The organism is Variovorax sp. YR266, assembly GCF_900107295.1.
GTDB lineage: Bacteria > Pseudomonadota > Gammaproteobacteria > Burkholderiales > Burkholderiaceae_C > Variovorax.
Map to the genome: position 1 here is coordinate 296,720 of NZ_FNPM01000007.1, position 17,934 is coordinate 314,653.

Consider the following 17,934-nt stretch of genomic DNA (forward strand, 5'->3'; position numbering starts at 1 on the left):
CTCCCGCATGAAGGTCGTCGGTTTTGCCGGCTATTCGGGCGCGGGCAAGACCACGCTGCTCGAGCGCCTGATTCCGGCACTCAAGCGGCTCGGCCAGCGCGTGTCGGTGGTCAAGCATGCGCACCACAAGTTCGACATCGACCATCCGGGCAAGGACACCTACCGCCATCGCGAGGCCGGCGCCTTCGAGGTGGTCGTGGCGTCGGACAAGCGGCTGGCCGTGATGCGCGAATTCGAAGTTTCCGTTGAACTCAGCGTGCACCAGTTGCTGGCCGAGGTGCACCCGGCGGCCGACTGGGTGCTGGTCGAAGGCTTCCGGCACAGCGACGTGCTCAAGATCGAGGTCTGGCGCGAGCCGGAAGCGGGCGAGCCTTCGCGGCCCGTGCTGTACACCAACGATCCCTTCGTCACCGCCGTGGCCACCGACGCGCCGGCCAGCCTGCCGTCGCCGACCGAACGGCCGCTGTTCGACCTCAACGACGCCGAGGCCATTGCGAAGTGGTTGATCGACAGCGGCGACCGCTTCGAATACAACCCCGATCACCATGGCTGAATCCCCCGTTCCTTTTTCCGCTTCTTCTTCGCGCCCGCCGCTGATGCCTTTGGACGAGGCCATCGCGGTCCTGCTCGCGAAGGCGCAGCCGAAGCTGCCCACCGAAAGCGTCGGCACCTTCGACGCCGACGGCCGCGTGCTGGCGCAAGACCTCGTCTCCGGCCTCACGGTGCCGCCGCGCGACAACAGCGCGATGGACGGCTATGCCGTGCGCATCGCCGACTGCGTCGCGCCGGGCGCCGAGCTGACAGTGGCGCAGCGCATTCCTGCAGGCACGGTCGGCACGCCGCTCGCGACCGGCACCGCGGCGCGCATCTTCACGGGTGCACAGATCCCGGAGGGGGCCGACGCGGTCGTGATGCAGGAAGACACCACGGCCACGCCGCAGGAAGGCAGCCTGGGCTCGGTGCGCATCGCCATCGTTCCGGCGGCCGGGCAGTGGATTCGCCGTGCCGGCGAAGACGTGGCCTCCGGTGACGTCGTACTGAAGCAGGGCGAACGCCTCACGCCAGCCGCACTCGGCCTCGCGGCCAGCGTCGGCTTTCACAAGCTGCAGGTGGCCCGCAAGCCGCGCGTGGCCATGCTCTCCACCGGCGACGAGCTGGTGATGCCCGGCGAGGTTGCGCCCGACGCGATGAAGCCCGGCGCCATCTACAACTCGAACCGTTTCTTCATGCGGGCCCTGCTGCACCGCCTGGGCTGCGAGGTGAACGACCTGGGCATCGTGCCCGACGACCGCGAAGCCACCATCGCCGCGTTGCGCAACGCGGCTGAGGCCAGCGATCTGATCATCACCACCGGCGGCGTCTCCGTCGGCGAAGAAGACCATATCCGCGCGGCGCTGCAGTCGCTTGGCGAGCTGCAGCTCTGGTCGCTGTCGATGAAGCCCGGCAAGCCTTTTGCCTATGGCTCCATTGCGCGCAGCTACGGGCAGGGCGCATGCCATGTGACGGGGCTGCCAGGCAATCCGGTGTCGAGCTTCCTCACCTTCCTGATGCTGGTGCGGCCCTTCCTGCTGACGCTGCAGGGTGCCACGCGCGTCGCGCCGGAGGCGGTGAAGATGCGCGCCGATTTCGACTGGCTGCGTGCCGACAAGCGCCGCGAGTTCCTGCGCGCGCGGCGCAATGCGGCCGGCGGCCTCGACCTGTTCGGCAACCAGAGTTCGGGCGTGCTCACGTCGATGGTCTGGGGCGACGGCGTGGTCGACAACCCGTCGGGCCAGACGATCAAGTCGGGCGACACCGTCAACTTCATTCCGTTCGCATCGCTGCTGGGCTGAATCCCGTCATGAAGATCCAGGTCCGTTATTTCGCCTCGGTGCGCGAGGCACTTTCCAGCAGCGGCGAAACCGTCGACACGCAAGCCGAAACGCTGTCGGCCCTGCGCGACGAACTCATCGCCAGGGGCAGCGCCTACGCCACCGCGCTTGCGCGCGGCAAGGCGGTGCGGATGGCGCTCGATCAGTCCATGAGCGACGAGGCCGCCGCCTTGAGCGAAGGCTGCGAAGTCGCTTTCTTTCCGCCTGTCACGGGCGGTTGAGCCGGGCATCCAGCGCCACGAGGCGCTCGCGCAGGCCGTCGGACGCGCGGGTCATCGGCGAGCGCAACTCGTCGCGCATTTCACCCATGTGCGCCAGCAATGCCTTCAGCGGGCCCGGGTTCGGCTCGGCAAACAGCATCTCCACCAGCGGTTGCAGCGCCTGCCATTCGGCGCGCGCCTCGGGCAGCCGGTTTTCCGCAAGCAGGCGTACCAGCCGGACGAAGCGGCGCGTCTGCACGTTTCCGCTGGCCGCGATGGCGCCCACGCCGCCTTCGGCCATGGTGCCGAAGATCTGGTGGTCTTCGCCTGTCAGCACCTGCAGCCGCCCATCGGCGATCACCGCGCGCGTCTTGGCCATGTCGCCGCCGCAGTCCTTGATGCCGTGAATGCGCGGATGCCCGGCCAGCGCCAGCAGCGTGTCGCGGGCGATGGTGACGCCCGTGCGATAGGGAATGTCGTAGACCAGCACCGGCACCGTGCTCGCATCGGCGATGGCGCGGAACCATTCGAGCAGGCCGGCCTGCGACGGGCGGATGTAGTTCGGCGCGGACACCAGAAGGCCCGCCAGCGGGCGTTCCGAGAGCTTGCGCGCCCAGGCCGTGGCCTTGCCCAGGTGGTAGCCGGAGATGCCCATGACGACCGGCAGCCCGCCGGCCGCGGCCAGCACGGTGTCGAGCACGGCCAGTTGCTCGGCCTCGTCGAGCGCGGCGGCCTCGCCAGTGGAGCCGCAGGGCACGAAGCCCGTCACGCCGTCGTCGGCGAGCCGCCGGGTCAGCGCGGCGAGGGCGGCATGGTCTACCGCGCCGTCGCGGAACGGTGTGACGAGGGCCACCCAGAAGCCGGAGAAGTCAGGGGTGGTGGAGCTTGGTTGTTGATGAGGCACGCGGGTTTCCTTTCAGGAATCGACCGATGGAAAGAACCACCGTCCGATGCGCGCGAAACCCATGAGAGGGCCAAAAAAACCTTGGCAGGTTCCGTCGCTCATCCGACGACGGAACCTCGGCTCCGGTCAGACGAGCTTTGGTTTTTTGGCTTTGTTGCTGCCTTGGCGCGCGCGGCGGCCTTCGGGGTGCGAAGGCACCGGGAAGAGCGTGGCGAGACAAGGCATTGCGGCAGTCTATCGCGATGCCACAATTCGGACATGAGCGTTGCGCGTGTTTCGATCCAGACGGCCGATTTCGACCTTTCGCAGGAGGTTGCTGCGTTGCGCGACGGCGACAAACGCGTGGGCGCCGTCTGCAGCTTCGTGGGCACCGTGCGCGACCGCAACGACGGCAGCACCGTCGCCTCGATGGAGCTGGAGCACTACCCCGGCATGACCGAAAAGGCCATCGAGGCCATGATCGACGAGGCGCACAGGCGCTTCGACATCCTCGGCGCGCGCGTGATCCATCGCGTCGGGCTGCTGCAGCCGCTGGACCAGATCATGATGGTGGCGGTGGTGTCGGCGCACCGCGGCCAGAGCTTCGAGGCCTGCGAGTTCCTGATGGACTATCTCAAGACTCAGGCGCCGTTCTGGAAGAAAGAGCAGACGCCCGAAGGCGCCCGCTGGGTCGATGCGCGCGTGGCCGACGACGCGGCGCTGGCGCGCTGGGGCATCAGCGCCCCGAATGCCTGAAGACGCTCAGAGGGGCTTGAAGCCGCTCGCCTGGATGATCCGCTCCCAGGTCTGCGTGTACGTGCGCACGCGGCCCGCGAACTGGCCCTGCGGCTCGTAGCCGACCGTCAGCCCCATCGTCGTGAGCTTCTGCTTCACGTCAGGCATCGCCAGCACCTTCTGCAGCGCATCGCCGTACTTGTCGATGATCGGCTGCGGCGTGCCCACCGGCGCGAAGATGCCGTAGTAGGGCAGGTCTTCCAGGTTCGAGAAGCCCAGTTCGGTGAAGGTCGGCACGTTCGGAATCACGGCCTGGCGCTTGGCGCCGATGGAGGCCACGATGCGCACCTTGCCCGCCTTGTGGTTCTCGATGAAGTCAGGCACCGAGGCGATGCCTGCGGTGATCTGGTTGCCCAGCATGTCGGCCGTCATGGGCGCGCTGCCGCGGTAGGGCGCGGGTTGCACGTCGATCTTGTACTTGTCCGAAATCATCTTCACGAGGAACTCGGGGATCGAGGCCGGCGCCGGGATGCCGATGGTTTCCTTGCCGCCCTTCTGCGTGCGGACCCACTTCACATACTCGTCGATGCTCTTGGCCGGCGTGCCGCCCGACACCGCCAGCACGTTGGCGAAGGTGGCGAAGCCGGCCACGGGCACGAAGTCGGTGGCGGGGTTGAAGCCCGGGTTCTTCACCACCTGCGGCAGGATCGAGATGGTGTGGTCGTGCGACAGGAACAGCGTGTGGCCATCGGCCGGGGAGGACTTCAGCACCGTTGCGGCAATCTGCCCACCCGCACCGGCGCGGTTCTCGACCACCACGGGCACGCCCAGCACGTCCTTGAGTTTTTCGCCCAGCGTGCGTGCAATGGCGTCGGTGCCGGCGCCGGCGGGGAAGCCCACGAGCAGGCGGATGGGGGTGCCGCTTTGCGCTTGCGCAAGGCCGGACAGGCCCATGGCGGCTAGAAAGAGGCCCACGCTGATCGCCCGGCGCACCGGTTGAACGCGCTGCATTGAAAAAACCATGATCGACTCCATTCGAGAGAGGGAAATGCCTACGGGCAGGGGAAACGGATCTTGTGCAATAGCCGTGCCCACGGCACCGGCGTAGCCGGCAGCCTTGAATCGTGCCCGAACAGCCCTATTTTGGATGCAGGAATACCACCATGCGACAAGACAAACTCACCACCAAATTTCAGGAAGCGCTGGGCGATGCCCAGACGCTCGCGCTGGGCAGCGACAACGCCTACATCGAACCGGCCCACCTGCTGGTCGCGATGCTGCGCCAGGACGACGGCCCACGCGCCCTGCTGGAGCGTGCCGGCGTCAACGTACCTGGCCTGACGCAGGCGGCCGAGGCCGCCATCAAGAGGCTGCCGCAGGTGCAGGGCCACGACATCGTTCAGGTCGGCCCCGAACTGGGCAAGCTGCTGCAGGCCACCGAAAAGGAAGCCCTCAAGCGCAATGACCAGTTCATTGCCGGCGAACTCTTCCTGCTCGCGCTGGCCGACAGCAAGGCCGACATCGGCAAGACCGCCCGCGAAAACGGCCTGAGCCGCAAGTCGCTCGAAGCCGCCATCGACGCCGTGCGCGGCGGGCAGGGCGTGAACAGCGCCGATGCGGAAGGCCAGCGCGAAGCGCTCAAGAAATACACCATGGACCTGACCGAGCGCGCCCGCCTGGGCAAGCTCGACCCGGTCATCGGCCGCGACGAGGAAATCCGCCGCGCCATCCAGGTGCTGCAACGCCGCACCAAGAACAACCCCGTGCTCATCGGCGAACCCGGCGTGGGCAAGACCGCCATCGTCGAAGGCCTCGCACAGCGCATCGTTGCGGGCGAAGTGCCCGATTCGCTCAAGGGCAAGCGGGTGCTGTCTCTCGACATGGCCGCGCTCCTGGCGGGCGCCAAGTTCCGCGGCGAGTTCGAAGAGCGCCTGAAGACCGTCTTGAACGAACTCGCGAAGGACGAAGGCCAGACCATCGTCTTCATCGACGAGCTGCACACCATGGTCGGCGCCGGCAAGGCCGAAGGCGCGATGGACGCCGGCAACATGCTCAAGCCCGCACTCGCTCGCGGCGAGCTGCACTGCGTGGGCGCCACCACGCTCGACGAATACCGCAAGTACATCGAGAAAGATGCCGCGCTGGAGCGCCGCTTCCAGAAGATCATCGTGGGCGAGCCCAGCGTCGAGGCCACCATCGCCATCCTGCGCGGCCTGCAGGAAAAATACGAAGTGCACCATGGCGTGCAGATCACCGACCCGGCCATCGTGGCCGCGGCCGAGCTGTCTGACCGCTACATCACCGACCGCTTCCTGCCCGACAAGGCCATCGACCTGATCGACGAGGCCGCGGCCAAGATCAAGATCGAGATGGACTCCAAGCCCGAGGTCATGGACCGCCTCGATCGCCGCCTCATCCAGCTGCAGATCGAGCGCGAAGCCGTGCGCCGCGAAAAGGACGAGGCCTCGCAGAAGCGCTTCGGCCTGATCGAGGACGAGATCGAGAAGCTGCAGAAGGAAATTGCCGACTACGACGAGATCTGGCAGGCCGAGAAGGCCCAGGCCCAGGGCAGCGCACAAGTGCGCGAAGACGTCGACAAGATCAAGTTCCAGATCGAAGAGTGGAAGCGCAAGGGCGACTTCAACAAGGTCGCCGAGCTCCAGTACGGCCAGCTGCCCGCGCTCGAAAAGCGCTTGAAGGAGGCCGAGGCCAGCGAGGCGAACAAGGGCAAGTCCAGCGCGCCCACGCTGCTGCGCACCCAGGTCGGCGCGGAAGAAATCGCCGAGGTCGTGGCGCGCGCCACCGGCATTCCGGTCGCCAAGCTGATGCAGGGCGAGCGCGACAAGCTGCTCGTGATGGAAGACAAGCTGCACGAGCGCGTGGTCGGCCAGGACGAGGCCATCGGTGCGGTCGCCAACGCGATCCGCCGCTCGCGCTCGGGCCTTTCCGACCCGAACCGCCCGACCGGTTCGTTCCTGTTCCTGGGCCCGACGGGCGTGGGCAAGACCGAGCTGTGCAAGGCGCTCGCGGGCTTCCTGTTCGACAGCGAAGACCACCTGATCCGCATCGACATGAGCGAGTTCATGGAGAAGCATTCGGTCGCGCGCCTGATCGGCGCGCCGCCGGGCTACGTGGGCTACGAGGAGGGCGGCTACCTCACCGAAGCCGTGCGCCGCAAGCCCTACAGCGTGGTGCTGCTCGACGAGGTCGAGAAGGCCCACCCCGACGTGTTCAACGTGCTGCTGCAGGTGCTCGACGATGGCCGCCTTACCGACGGCCAGGGCCGCACCGTGGACTTCAAGAACACCGTGATCGTGATGACGAGCAACATCGGCTCGCCCATCATCCAGGCCATGGTGGGCAAGCCTTCGGAAGAGATCAAGGAAGCGGTGTGGGACGAGCTGAAGAACTACTTCCGCCCCGAGTTCCTGAACCGCATCGACGAGACGGTCGTGTTCCATGCGCTCGACGCGAAGAACATCGAATCGATCGCGGCGATCCAGCTCAAGGTGCTGAAGGCGCGGCTCGCGAAGATGGATCTGGGCCTGGAGGTGTCGCCGGCAGCGCTGGCCGAGATCGCCAAGGTTGGCTTCGACCCGGTGTTCGGCGCGCGTCCGCTGAAGCGTGCCATTCAGCAGCGCATCGAGAACCCGCTCTCGAAGCTGCTGCTCGACGGCAGTTTCGGGCCGAAGGACACGATCGAGGTCACGACCGACCCGATCCAGTCGCCGGGCAAGTTCTCGTTCGCCAAGGCCGGGGAACCAACGGCGGCGGCTTCGGCCTAAAGTTGGATGATGAACTTCATTTTTCGCGTCATTCTTCTGCTCCTGGGGCTGGTTTTCGCGGCCAGCCTGGCCGTGGCGGTCATGCTGCTGGCGGCTGTGTGGGGTGTGCGCTACGCCTGGGGGCGTCTCACGGGCAAGCCCGTGACGCCTTGGGTCATGCGCTTCAATCCCCGCTCCGGCTTCGATAAATTTCGTAATGCGGCACAGCCGGCCGAACCGACCGCCGCCGACGTGGCCAACGCGCGGGCACGCGGCGAATCGGTGGAGCGTCCGGTGCGCATTCGCGGCAGCGCCAGCGACGTGACCGACGTGTCGCCGAAATCGGTCTCGCGCGGCTGAGCCACTGCTATTTCAGGCGCGACAACCCGTCGCGCCTTTCGCCGTCAGAATCGTCCTCCTGCAGCCGCCGCTGAGTGCGGCTTTCGCTTTCATCAGGAGAGACATTCCATGACATCGCGCGACATCTTCGTGGTCGGCACTGCCCGCACCGCCATCGGCACCTTCGGCGGCGCGCTGAAGGACGTGCCCAATACCCAGCTTGCCACCACCGCCGTCAAGGCCGCCATCGAGCGCAGCGGTCTCGCCGCCGATGCCATTGGGCATGTGGTCATGGGCAACGTGATTCCCACCGACGTGAAGGATGCGTACCTCAGCCGCGTGGCCGCCATTGACGCCGGCTGCCCCATCGAGACGCCGGCCTTCAACGTCAACCGCCTCTGCGGCTCGGGCCTGCAAGCCATCGTGTCGGCGGCGCAGGCCATCGCGCTGGGCGACTGCGACATCGCCATTGGCGGCGGCTCGGAATCGATGAGCCGCGGCCCGTACTTCGACACCTCGGCGCGCTACGGCGCGCGCATGGGCGATGCGGTGTTGGTCGACTACATGCTGGGCATCCTGCACGACCCGTGGGAGAAGATCCACATGGGCATCACTGCAGAGAACGTGGCTGCCCGCTACGGCATCACGCGCGGGCAGATGGACGAACTGGCCGTAAGCAGCCAGCAGCGCGCGGCAGCCGCCATCGAGGCAGGACGCTTCAAAGAGCAGATCGTTCCGGTCGAAGTGAAGACGCGCAAGGGCATCGTCTTGTTCGACACCGACGAGCACGTGCGCGCCGACACCACCGTCGACGCGCTCTCGAAGATGAAGCCCGCTTTCAAGAAGGACGGCCTCGTCACCGCCGGCAACGCCTCGGGCATTAACGACGGCGCCGCCGCGGTGGTGCTGGCGAGCGGCGAGAGCGTCAAGGCGCGGGGCCTGAAGCCACTGGCGCGGCTGGTCGGCTACGCACACGCCGGTGTCGAGCCCGCATACATGGGCATCGGCCCGGTGCCGGCCACGCGCAAGGTGCTGGAGCGCACCGGCCTGAAGGTGAGCGACTTCGACGTGATCGAGTCGAACGAAGCCTTCGCGGCGCAGGCCTGTGCGGTCATCAAGGAGCTGGGCTTCGATCCGGCCAAGGTGAACCCGAACGGCTCGGGCATTTCACTGGGTCACCCCGTCGGCGCGACCGGCGCGATCATCACGACGAAGGCGATTGCCGAACTGCATCGCACGGGCGGCCGCTACGCGCTGGTGACGATGTGCATCGGCGGCGGCCAGGGCATTGCCGCCGTCCTCGAAAGAGTCTGACCCACATGCTCCGTCCGCCCATCCTGATCGACCCCGACGAGGTCGACTTCAGCGCCATCCGTGCGCAGGGTGCGGGCGGGCAGAACGTCAACAAGGTGTCGAGCGCGGTGCACCTGCGCTACGACATCCACGCCAGTTCGCTGCCGGCCGACGTGAAGGAGCGGCTGCTCGCGCTGCGCGACAGCCGCATCACGCAGGAAGGCGTGTTCGTGCTGAAGGCGCAGCAGCACCGCACGCAGGAGATGAACCGCGCCGACGCGCTCGCGCGCCTGCAGGCGGTGATTGACAGCGTGGCCACGCCGCCGCGCGTGCGGCGCGCCACCAAGCCGACCTACGGCTCGAAGCAGCGCCGGCTCGAAGGCAAGAGCCAGCGCGCGCAGATCAAGAACCTGCGCGGACCGGTGCGGGACTGAGCGCGCCAGCGCTGCCGCGCAGCCGGCGGATCTGCAGGCCGACGCCGATCAGGTACAGCACGAACAGCACGCCGGTGATCGCCTTGAGCTCCGGCGCGTCGGCGTTCGGCAGCAGCGGGGTGCTGAGCGGCAGGCGCGTCAGCGTTTCGGTGAAGGCCGGAATCCAGTGGAACAGGAAGCTGGCCGAGAACGCGATGGCCTCGACATAGCGCGCCGACTTGCCGAAGAGCACGCCCCGGCCCGCGAGCGTGCCCACGGCCAGCGCCAGCAGCGTAATGATGCCCAGCGCATGCGGCTTGCCGAAGCCGCCGTGCTGGAAGATGCCGAAGCCCGTGAGGCAGGTGAGCACGGTGGTCCACACGAAGACCTGGCCGAGCCCGGTGCGCATCGTGATCTCCTTGTAGCGGAACAGGGCCAGCAGCCCTGCGGCGACGGCGATCAGGCTGATCGCGGTATGAACTGTGCCCAGGGACGTGAGTCCCAGCCATCCTGTCGGTGCCATGCGGATCCCCTCGTTATCGTGGTGCGGCATTTTGGCGCGTTGCATCAAATTTGTGGAATCTGGGATGAAATGAGTGCAAAAGGCTCTGCTTTACGGGCCTGAAACATCTCCCAAGCACAATCGTGGTCATGAGAAGGCTCTTTTCGCGCGCCGTGCTGGCTGCGCTCCTGCTTGTGCCGGCCGCGGCGCTCCTGACCGGCTGCGGTCCGGGAGTGGCGGCGCAGCAGACCGCGAGCGCCGCGCCGGCCCCCGAGCTCAAGTGGGAAGAGCTGATTCCCAAGAGCTGGGACCCGACCAAGCGCTACCGCAATATCAGCCTCGAAGCGCTGCGCGACAACGACCCGCGCGCGATCCAGATGCTCGACGAGATGCGCGCCGTCTGGGACAACGCACCGGTCAACGTGGCGCTGGACGACAAGCCGGCCAAGCTGGCGGGCTTCGTCGTGCCACTCGACAGCACGCAGGACGGCATCCGCGAATTCCTGCTGGTGCCGTATTTCGGCGCCTGCATCCACACCCCGCCGCCGCCCGCCAATCAGATCGTTCACGTGATCGCGGCCACCACCGTGAAGGACCTGCACGCGATGGACACGGTGTACGTCAGCGGCACGCTGAAGGCGGCGCGCTATTCGTCGGTGGACATGGGCGTGAGCGGCTACGAGATCAAGTCGGCCGCGGTCGAGCGCTTCGTGGCCAAGCAGCCGCAGTAAGCCGCGGTAATTGCCGGCCGCGCAGCTCAGGCCATGCGCTGCGACAGAAAGTCCAGGAACGACGTGATCCGCGCTGTCAACTGCGTGTTGCGGTAGTACACCGCGTTGACCGGCTGGCGCACGTCCGCCGTTTCTTTTGCCAGCACTTGCACCAGCGCGCCGCTGGCGCGGTCGGCACCCGTCATGAAATCCGACAGGCAGACGATGCCTACGCCGGCCAGCGCCAGCTGGCGCAGCGTTTCGCCGCTCGACGCCATCAGCGTCGGCGCGATGTTCCATTCGTCGCCATGCACGCCGCGCAGGGGCCAGCGGTTCAGCGACTCGGGCTGGGTGAAGCCCAGCAGCGCGTGCTCGGCCAGGTCGGCCACCTTGCGCGGCTTGCCGTGCGCTTCGAGGTATGCCGGGCTCGCGAGCACGCGCAGCCGGTGCGTGCCCAGTGGCCGCGCATGCAGCGTGGAATCGCGCAGCGGGCCGATGCGGATCGCGATGTCGGTGCGGCGCTCCAGCAGGTCGATGGGCAGGTCGTCGGTGTCGAGTTCGAGGCTGATCTGCGGGTAGAGCCTTCGAAACTCCGGCACCAGAGGCACGATGGCATGCAGCATGAAGGGCGAGGCCGCGTTCACGCGCAGCCGGCCGGCCGGCTGCTGGCGGCGCGCGGCCATTTGCTCTTCGGCGTCATCGATGGCATCGAGGATGGCGCGCGTGCGCTGCAGGAAGGCCGCGCCTTCTTCCGTGAGTTCGAGCCGCCGCGTGGTGCGGCGAAGCAGCGTGGTGTCGAGCTTCTGTTCGAGCCGGCTCAGGGCGCGGCTGATGCCCGAGACCGTTTGCGCCAGCTGTTCGGACGCGGCCGTGATCGAGCCCGTGTCCACCACCGTACGGAACGCGACCAGTTCTTCGATGGTGGTCTTCATGGGCGCTGGCGGGTCAGGCTTCTGCTTCCTGCACCGCGGGTATGCCGTCGATGCGCGGCATCAGCGCCGCGAGCGCTTCGCCGTCGGTGCGGTAGCTGAACAGCATCGGCCCCGGCGCCAGCAGGCCGGCGCGCTCCAGCACCTGCATCGCGGGCAGCTTCAGGCCGCTCAGGTGCAGGCGTATGCCCTTGGATTCCATCATCCGGCGGATCGAGCCGAACACCTCCGCGCCGGTGATGTCGATTCGGTTGATGGGCTGCGCGAACAGGCACACGTCGGTGAGCTCGGGCCGCTCGGCCAGCGCCACGGTGAGCGCGCGTTCGAGCGTGGAGGCCGAGGCGAAGTCGAGCTCGGCATCCATGCGCAGCGCATAGAGCTGCGGCGCCAGCGGCGGCAGCTTCCAGAGGTTGCGGTCGCGCAGGCTGCCGTCGGGGTGCAGGCCCACTTCGATGATGCGCGGGTGCAGGTGCCGGTACATGTAGTGCGCCAGGGCGGCCAGCAGCCCGCCGAGCACGCCCCAGTAGATGCTGGGTGCGGTCGCGATGGTCAGCACGAAGGTGCCGAAGGCAATGCCCGCCTCGATGCGTGAGATGCGCCACAGCGCGGTGAAGCTCGCCGGCTTCACCAGCCCGAGGATGGCCGTGACCACCACCGCAGCCAGCACCGCCTGCGGCACGTGATACAGCAGCGGCATCAGCCACAGCAGTGCGCCGGCCACGACGACCACGCTGAACAGCGTGGCCCAGCCGGTCTGCGCGCCCGCATAGAGCGTGATGGCCGAGCGCGAGAAAGACGAGCTGGTGGGAAACGCACCCGTGAAGCCCGAGGCCAGCTTGGCCAGGCCCTGGCCGATCAGGTCCTGGTTTTCGTTCCACAGCGTGCCGGCACGCGCGTTGTCGACCTTGGCGCTCGATGCGGTTTCAAGAAAGCTCACCAGCGTGATCATCAGCGCCGGCAGCACCAGCGCGCTGAAGGTGCTCACCGGCAGCAAGCCGGGCCAGTAGAACGAGGGCAGGCCCGAAGGCAGGCTGCCCACCACCGCGCCGCCGCGCAGCGCGTAGTCGATGACCCAGCTGATGGCGGCAGCGCCGGCCACCAGCGCCATCGTGGTCGGAAAGCGCGGCAGTGCGCGCTTGCCCAGCCATAGCACCGCGATGCTGCCGAGCCCGAAGGCGATGGCCACGAGATCGGGCAGCGGTCCGCCCTGCAGCACTTGCGGAATGGTGCGCCCCGTGAAGCCGAGCAGCGCGGGCAATTGCGAGATGGCGATCAGCACCGCCGCGCCCTGCGTGAAGCCGATGAGCACCGGCGAATTGACCAGCCGCAGCAGCCAGCCGAAGCGCCCCGCGCCGAGCACGATCTGGATCGTGCCCGACATCAGCGTGAGCCACACCGCCATTGCCACCCACTCGGCACTGCCCGCCACCGCCAGCGGCGCGAGCGAGGCGCCGACCAGCAGGCTGGTGAGCGCCGTGGGCCCGACCGACAGCCGCTGCGACGAGCTGAACATCACCGCGATCAGCGCCGGGAACAGCGCCGCGTACACGCCCGTGACCAGCGGCATGCCCGCCAGTGCCGCATACGCCACGCCTTGCGGAATGACCATCAGCGCCACGGTGATGCCAGCCATCGCCTCGTTGCGCAGCAGCGCGGCGGAAGGGCGCGGCCAGGCGAGACAGGGAACCCAGCGCGCGAGGCGCTGGCGCAGGGAGGGAGAGGGGGCAGCCGGGGTCATGGAGATTTGCGGGCGCACTGGGGAAAACTGCAAACGCATGCGCGGTGCGCCGCGCGGGAGCGATGTGGAATGCGGGTCGGGATCAGATCAGCGAACTCGCGTTCTTCAGAACGTAGTCGCAAGCCTTTTCCTTCACCTTCGACGACAGGCCCTTGAAGTTCAGCGACTTGCCGTCGCCGCCCTGCAGCAGGCCCTTGGCGCCGCTGGCGAAGCCGGTTTCCTGCTTCTTCTGCCCGGTGATCCTGGCGAGCAGCTTGTCTTTCACCGAGGCCGCGTCGCCGCCCAGGTAGTTGTTCTTCACGCAGTACTGCAGCACGCCGGCTGCGTTGCCCATGGTGCTGGAGCCGATGGCGGGCATCTTGAAGCCCAGGTTGCTGCCGAGGCTGCCGAGCGCAGATCCGCCTGCGCTGCCTTGCGAGTTGGAGGTAGCCGCTTCGCCGGCCTTTTCCTTCAATTGGTCGAGCAGGTCGTTGGCTTGCGCCGAGGCGCCTGCCGCAAGCAGAGCCAGGGCGATGAGGGTGGAACGAGCGTGCATGGTGTCCTCCTGTCGGTCAGCGTGATGGAAAGCGGCCACCAGCATACCGGAGACTTCCATGGGCGCACCCCCTCGGTGCACGCCCGCTTGCCTGCTTACTTCGCGCGGGGCGGTCGCTTCTCGAGCAACGGCGCGCTGGTGCCTTGCACGCCGACCAGGCCGAGCACCGTCACCAGCGAGTTCTGCGCACCCTTCCAGCCGTCGGTCACGTCGATCCACTCGGACAGCGCATGGAAGCCGCCGGTCTTGCCGCCGCCGCCGATGATGATCGCCGGGATGCCCAGCGACATCGGCACATTGGCGTCGGTGCTCGCGCCCGTCAGCAGCGTCTTGTGGCCGAAGGCGCTGTTCGCGCGCGTGGCGGCTTCGACGATGACGGTGTCTGATTGCGTGCGGCCACCCGGGCGATCGCCGATGAGCTTGGTGCTCACGCTCAGCGTGCTCACGTTCCAGCGCTTGTTTTCTTCGACCACTGCTTCGTCGATGGCGGCCAGGATCTTCTTTTCGGTTTCGAGCAGCGGCGCCATTTCGTCGGAGCGGATGTCGACCGCCATGCGGGCATCCGGCGCGATGGTGTTGACCGAGGTGCCACCGCCCACGGTGCCGACGGTGAAGGTGGTCTTCGGGAAGCTCGGCGTGCGGATATCGGCGATCTTGGCGATGGCACGGCCCATGCCGTGGATGGCGCTGGGCACCTGGCCGAAGGCACCGTAGCTGTGGCCGCCCGGGCCCTTGAAGGTCACTTCGTAGCGGTGGCTGCCCGTGCCCAGCATCAGCACCGAGCCGTCCGGCGCAGGCTCCAGGCCGACCATGCCGTCGATGTCGAGGTTGTCGCGGAAGATGGCCTTGATGCCGCGCAGGTTGCCGAGTTCCTCTTCGCCCACGTTGCCCACGAACAGCAGATCGCCCACCGTCTGGATCTTGTTGTCGTTCAGCACCTTGAGCCACGACAGCAGCACCGACAGGCCGCGCGTGTCGTCGGAGATGCCGGGCGCATAGAGCTTGCCGTCGCGCTCCTTCACCTTCACGTCGGTGCCGGCGGGGAACACGGTGTCGAGGTGGGCGGAGATCAGCAGCTTCGGGCCGTTGCCCGTGCCCTTGCGCAGGCCGACGACGTTGCCTTCGGCGTCGATCTTCGCGTCCGTCAGGCCCAGGGCCTTCATGCGGGCGAGAAAGGCTTCGGCGCGCTTCTGTTCCTTGAAGGGGGGCGCCTCGATCTCGGTCAGCATCTTCAGGTCTTCGACCGAGCGATCGTGGTCGGCCTTGACCGCGTCGAGCAGCTTCTGGATAGCGGGGGAGGCCATCAGCTGTGTGTAGGCCTTATCCACATCGGGCCGCACCTGCGTGGGCGTGGCCGCGACGCTGCCGCTCTGGGCGTGCACGAGGCCGGCGGCTGCGGAGGCCAGGGCAATAACGAGCGGGGCGAGGCGAAGCGACACGAGGCGGGGCATGGTGCGGGGATGTCCTTGTAGGCGAGCAACGCCGACGCGGCGTCTTCAGCGATTCTTACGGCTGTGTTAGCCGTGCGCTCTGGTTTAATCTTCGGCGTCGTCAGTTTTTCTAACAATGCCCGCCATGCGCCGCCACATCCCCAGCACCCGAGCGCTGCTGATCTTCGACGCGGTGGCCCGCCACCATGGCGTGGGCAAGGCCGCGGAGGAGCTGTGCCTCACTCACAGCGCGGTGAGCCAGCAGCTGCGGCTGCTGGAAACCCAGATCGGCGTGCGGCTGGTGCAGCGCACGGCGCGCGGCACCGAGCTCACCGAAGCCGGGCGGCGCTACCACGGGCAGATTTCAGGCGACCTGCTGCGGCTGCAGAACCACACGCTCGAAGCCATGGCACAGCGCACCGACGGCCTGCGCCTGCTGGTGGGTGCGGTGCCGGTGCTGGCCGAGGGCTGGCTGACGCCGCGGCTGCCGGAATTCATCGCGCGGCACCCGGGCTGCAGCCTGCACCTTCAGGTGTTCCCGACGCACCTCTACATGGAAGACATGTCCTTCGACGTGGGCGTGCAGTACGACGATGCGGTGTGGCCCGGCGCGAATGCGCTGCCGTTGATGGGCGAGTCCTGCGTGGTGGTGTGCTCGCCACAGGCAAAGGGGCGAGCGGCCATGGCGCGGGGCGATTTCCGCGCAGCGTCGCTGCTGCAACTGCGCACGCGTGTGGGCGCCTGGGAAGAGTGGTTTGGGCAGACGGCACATGCGCAGCGGCCCGAAAACCTGGTGACGGGGCACCGCTTCGACCTGTTCTCGTCGCTGGTTGCAGCGGTGCGTGCCGACCTGGGCGTGGGGCTGGTGCCCGAGTACTTCGTCGAGCGCGAGTTGCGTTCGGGCGAACTGGTGCTGGCATGTCCGCATCGGGCGCCGTCGAGCCGGGGCTACAGCGTGTTCGTGGCGCCGAGCCGCACGGACGATCCGTTGGTCAGCGCTTTCGTGGCATGGCTGTGCGCGGCGGCCGCACTGCCAGAAACTTTGCCTGCCTAGGCGCGGCGGAAGAGAAGCACTGAGTTCGTGCCGCCGAAGGCGAACGAGTTGCTGATGGCAGCTTCGAGCGACGGCGCCGCCGCGTCGTCCTGCGTCACCAGGTTCAGCCTGCAGTCTGCATCGGTCTCGCGGCAGTTGGCGTTGGGCGGCAGTTGCCGCTGGTGCAGAGCCAGCACGGTGATGAGCGCTTCGAGCGCGCCCGCCGCGCCCAGCAGGTGGCCATGCAGTGCCTTGGTCGAACTCACGCGCAGCGTGTCGAGCTCGTCGCCCCATACATCGGCCAGCGCATTGCGCTCGACCACGTCGCCGATGCGCGTGGCCGTGCCGTGGGCGTTGCAATAGCCCACGTCGCGCGGCTGCAGGCCGGCCTGGCGCAGGGCGGTGCGCAGCGCTCGGGCCTGGCCCGGTGCATCGGGCTTGGTGAGGTGGGTGGCGTCGCTGCTCAGCCCCCAGCCGGCCAGCGTGGCGTAGCTGCGGGCGCCGCGTGCGCGTGCCCGCTCGGCGGATTCGAGGATCAGGAAGGCCGCGCCTTCGCCGAGCGCAAAGCCGCTGCGGTCGGCGGCAAAGGGCCGTACCGCGCCCGCAGCTTCGCCGGGCTGGAAGGTGGCCAGCGTCTGCATGGCCTGCCAGGCCACGACCACGCCCGGCACGATCAGCGCTTCGCTGCCGCCGGCGATGGCGATGTCGACCTCGCCGCGCTGCACGGCCTTGGCCGCTTCGGCAATCGCCGCCGAAGAAGAAGCGCAGGCGACCGAGTAGGTGAGCACCGGGCCCTGAACACCCTGGCGCATTGCCACATGGGCGGCCGGCGCGTTGGGCATGAAGGCGGGAATGGTGAGCGGCGACACGCGGCCATTGCCGCGGTAGGCCGCTTCGAGCGCTGCGGCGCCACCCATGCCGCAGCCGGCAAAGACGCCCACGCGCTCCGCGTCGGCGTCGGCAACGGCCAGGCCCGCGTCGCGCATCGCCATGTCGGCGGCGGCCACGGCCAGCTGGCTCACGCGGTCGACACCCGCCAGCTGCAGCTTGGTGAACCAGCGGGTTTCATCGAAGGCCACGGTGGCTGCGGCGGCCGGCTTGGGCAGATCCGCAAAGATGGGCTGGATGGCCGATCGGCCCTGCAGCAGGGCCTGGAACAGCGCGTCGGGCTCGCCGCCGTGCGGCGCCATGACGCCCAGTCCGGTGACTGCGACCTCGTGGTTCACGCGACTTTCGCGGCTCGTACCTTGTCGACCAGCAGCGCGAGTTCGGCCAGGGTGTCGATGCTCGCGTCCTCGTCGGGCATGGTGATGCCGAAGTGGTCTTCGATGGCGAACAGAAACTCGGCGAGGGCCAGCGAATCGAGTCCGCCGGTTTCCCGCATCGAGGCGTGGGGGTCGAGCTTCGACGGTTCGATGCCGTACTTCTCGTGGATCAGGTCCTGCAATTCCTTCAGCGAACTCATCGTGCAATGCCTGTCGTCATGTGCCGTTGATCGATTGCCACCGTGTGGTGGTTGCCATTGAATCGATCCCTTCCTCGTCGGCCAGTGGTGAGTG

The 17,934-nt window shown here is 67.6% G+C and carries 19 protein-coding genes; 10 read left to right on the forward strand and 9 right to left on the reverse strand.

From position 1 onward, the window contains the following. The first annotated feature begins 7 nt into the window (after positions 1 to 7). From mobB to moaD, 3 genes are read left to right on the forward strand one after another with little or no spacing between them, the layout of a single operon-like run. The gene (gene mobB / locus BLW48_RS20000; protein WP_093177088.1) at positions 8 to 553 is read left to right on the forward strand and encodes a molybdopterin-guanine dinucleotide biosynthesis protein B; all 546 of its coding nucleotides are present in this window, start codon (positions 8 to 10) and stop codon (positions 551 to 553) included. Next, positions 546 to 1,832: a molybdopterin molybdotransferase MoeA gene (gene glp / locus BLW48_RS20005; protein WP_093177090.1), complete on the forward strand. Its 1,287-nt coding sequence runs from the start codon at positions 546 to 548 to the stop codon at positions 1,830 to 1,832. Before mobB ends, glp begins: the two co-directional genes overlap by 8 nt. An 8-nt stretch (positions 1,833 to 1,840) precedes the next feature. Continuing rightward, positions 1,841 to 2,092, forward strand: a complete 252-nt coding sequence (gene moaD / locus BLW48_RS20010; protein ID WP_093177091.1) for a molybdopterin converting factor subunit 1 — start codon at positions 1,841 to 1,843, stop codon at positions 2,090 to 2,092. Here moaD and dapA read toward each other — a convergent pair. Beyond that, a complete protein-coding gene (gene dapA / locus BLW48_RS20015; RefSeq protein WP_093177092.1) occupies positions 2,079 to 2,975 on the reverse strand; it encodes a 4-hydroxy-tetrahydrodipicolinate synthase in 897 nt (298 codons plus the stop codon). The two genes, moaD and dapA, sit on opposite strands and share 14 nt — an antisense overlap. Positions 2,976 to 3,233: 258 nt before the next feature. Between dapA and BLW48_RS20020 the strand changes: the two genes are divergently transcribed. Next, positions 3,234 to 3,710 carry a molybdenum cofactor biosynthesis protein MoaE gene (locus BLW48_RS20020; RefSeq protein ID WP_093177094.1) on the forward strand — a complete coding sequence of 159 codons (477 nt, stop codon included), beginning with the start codon at positions 3,234 to 3,236 and terminating at the stop codon, positions 3,708 to 3,710. A gap of 6 nt (positions 3,711 to 3,716) precedes the next feature. Here BLW48_RS20020 and BLW48_RS20025 read toward each other — a convergent pair whose 3' ends face one another. Then, complete coding sequence (locus BLW48_RS20025) at positions 3,717 to 4,712, reverse strand: Bug family tripartite tricarboxylate transporter substrate binding protein (RefSeq protein WP_093077650.1); 996 nt, start codon at positions 4,710 to 4,712, stop codon at positions 3,717 to 3,719. A 140-nt stretch (positions 4,713 to 4,852) separates the two neighbouring features. On the opposite strand from BLW48_RS20025, the gene clpB reads away from it, so the two are divergent. The 4 genes from clpB to arfB all read left to right on the forward strand — a co-directional run bounded on the left by clpB (position 4,853) and on the right by arfB (position 9,519). Beyond that, positions 4,853 to 7,474: an ATP-dependent chaperone ClpB gene (gene clpB, locus BLW48_RS20030; RefSeq protein WP_093177095.1), complete on the forward strand. Its 2,622-nt coding sequence runs from the start codon at positions 4,853 to 4,855 to the stop codon at positions 7,472 to 7,474. A 9-nt stretch (positions 7,475 to 7,483) separates the two neighbouring features. Continuing rightward, the gene (locus tag BLW48_RS20035) at positions 7,484 to 7,813 is read left to right on the forward strand and encodes a hypothetical protein (RefSeq protein ID WP_256216808.1); all 330 of its coding nucleotides are present in this window, start codon (positions 7,484 to 7,486) and stop codon (positions 7,811 to 7,813) included. A gap of 108 nt (positions 7,814 to 7,921) precedes the next feature. Continuing rightward, a complete protein-coding gene (locus BLW48_RS20040) occupies positions 7,922 to 9,106 on the forward strand; it encodes an acetyl-CoA C-acyltransferase family protein (protein WP_093177097.1) in 1,185 nt (394 codons plus the stop codon). Positions 9,107 to 9,111: 5 nt separating this feature from the next. Then, positions 9,112 to 9,519: an alternative ribosome rescue aminoacyl-tRNA hydrolase ArfB gene (gene arfB, locus BLW48_RS20045; protein WP_093177098.1), complete on the forward strand. Its 408-nt coding sequence runs from the start codon at positions 9,112 to 9,114 to the stop codon at positions 9,517 to 9,519. Here arfB and BLW48_RS20050 read toward each other — a convergent pair. Further along, on the reverse strand, positions 9,488 to 10,021 hold the full coding sequence (locus BLW48_RS20050; protein WP_093177100.1) for a DUF2306 domain-containing protein: 534 nt from the start codon (positions 10,019 to 10,021) through the stop codon (positions 9,488 to 9,490). The genes arfB and BLW48_RS20050 overlap by 32 nt on opposite strands. Before the next feature lie 128 nt (positions 10,022 to 10,149). Here BLW48_RS20050 and BLW48_RS20055 point away from each other — a divergent pair, with 128 nt between their 5' ends. Further along, positions 10,150 to 10,731, forward strand: a complete 582-nt coding sequence (locus BLW48_RS20055; protein WP_093177101.1) for a DUF3299 domain-containing protein — start codon at positions 10,150 to 10,152, stop codon at positions 10,729 to 10,731. Between the two features lie 26 nt (positions 10,732 to 10,757). On the opposite strand, the gene BLW48_RS20060 is transcribed toward BLW48_RS20055, so the two are convergent. The 4 genes from BLW48_RS20060 to BLW48_RS20075 all read right to left on the reverse strand — a co-directional run bounded on the left by BLW48_RS20060 (position 10,758) and on the right by BLW48_RS20075 (position 15,363). After that, a complete protein-coding gene (locus tag BLW48_RS20060) occupies positions 10,758 to 11,642 on the reverse strand; it encodes a LysR substrate-binding domain-containing protein (protein ID WP_093051019.1) in 885 nt (294 codons plus the stop codon). A gap of 13 nt (positions 11,643 to 11,655) precedes the next feature. Next, a complete protein-coding gene (locus BLW48_RS20065; RefSeq protein WP_093177103.1) occupies positions 11,656 to 13,377 on the reverse strand; it encodes a SulP family inorganic anion transporter in 1,722 nt (573 codons plus the stop codon). Positions 13,378 to 13,459: 82 nt separating this feature from the next. Beyond that, the gene (locus BLW48_RS20070) at positions 13,460 to 13,912 is read right to left on the reverse strand and encodes a DUF2501 domain-containing protein (protein WP_256216807.1); all 453 of its coding nucleotides are present in this window, start codon (positions 13,910 to 13,912) and stop codon (positions 13,460 to 13,462) included. Between the two features lie 95 nt (positions 13,913 to 14,007). Then, entirely contained in the window at positions 14,008 to 15,363 is a 1,356-nt protein-coding gene (locus BLW48_RS20075) for a M20/M25/M40 family metallo-hydrolase (protein ID WP_093177104.1), read from the reverse strand. Positions 15,364 to 15,487: 124 nt separating this feature from the next. Here BLW48_RS20075 and BLW48_RS20080 point away from each other — a divergent pair, with 124 nt between their 5' ends. Further along, a complete protein-coding gene (locus BLW48_RS20080; RefSeq protein ID WP_093177106.1) occupies positions 15,488 to 16,396 on the forward strand; it encodes a LysR substrate-binding domain-containing protein in 909 nt (302 codons plus the stop codon). On the opposite strand, the gene BLW48_RS20085 is transcribed toward BLW48_RS20080, so the two are convergent. Together BLW48_RS20085 and BLW48_RS20090 are read right to left on the reverse strand one after the other, a co-directional pair. After that, entirely contained in the window at positions 16,393 to 17,601 is a 1,209-nt protein-coding gene (locus BLW48_RS20085; protein ID WP_093177107.1) for a beta-ketoacyl-[acyl-carrier-protein] synthase family protein, read from the reverse strand. The two genes, BLW48_RS20080 and BLW48_RS20085, sit on opposite strands and share 4 nt — an antisense overlap. Continuing rightward, positions 17,598 to 17,840: an acyl carrier protein gene (locus BLW48_RS20090; RefSeq protein ID WP_093050999.1), complete on the reverse strand. Its 243-nt coding sequence runs from the start codon at positions 17,838 to 17,840 to the stop codon at positions 17,598 to 17,600. Before BLW48_RS20090 ends, BLW48_RS20085 begins: the two co-directional genes overlap by 4 nt. Positions 17,841 to 17,934: the final 94 nt, after the last annotated feature.